1 protein-coding gene is annotated in these 391 nt (G+C 35.3%); it reads right to left on the minus strand.

What is annotated here, in order from left to right; all coding sequences use genetic code 11:
• Window positions 1–252, minus strand: a 252-nt coding sequence (locus ACYVRH_RS14965) for a hypothetical protein (protein WP_461257647.1), incomplete at its 3' end; no start/stop codon positions are given.
• Window positions 253–391 lie beyond the last annotated feature (139 nt).

The following is a 391-nucleotide window of genomic DNA, read 5'->3' on the forward strand; positions in this document are numbered from 1 at the left end:
ATTTTTGTTCTTGCCGATTACCGCATCAAATATGGCATATCCTGCTTCGTAATAAGTGGTAAAAATATTCTTTCCATCGTCAGTAAATCTCACATTAGAAGGCGGCAGGTTTAATTGTAACATTAATGTTGGTTCATTGACATCATACACCCCCTTTTCCGCCTTTGTTTCTACAGTTGCACAAGTAATCATTGAAAATCCAACTATTGTGCCTAATACGATAATTCCTAACAATCTAAATAAATTCTTCATATAAAACTCCTTTTCAGTGTTAATGTTTACACTTACATTTTATACTACATTACAAAATTGCGCAACTGTTGCCTAACGTTCCGGCGGTATATGACGTTTTTTTGCGCCCGATGAGGAAAAATGCGAAGAATTTTTACGG

Source organism: Treponema sp. R80B11-R83G3, assembly GCF_054786115.1.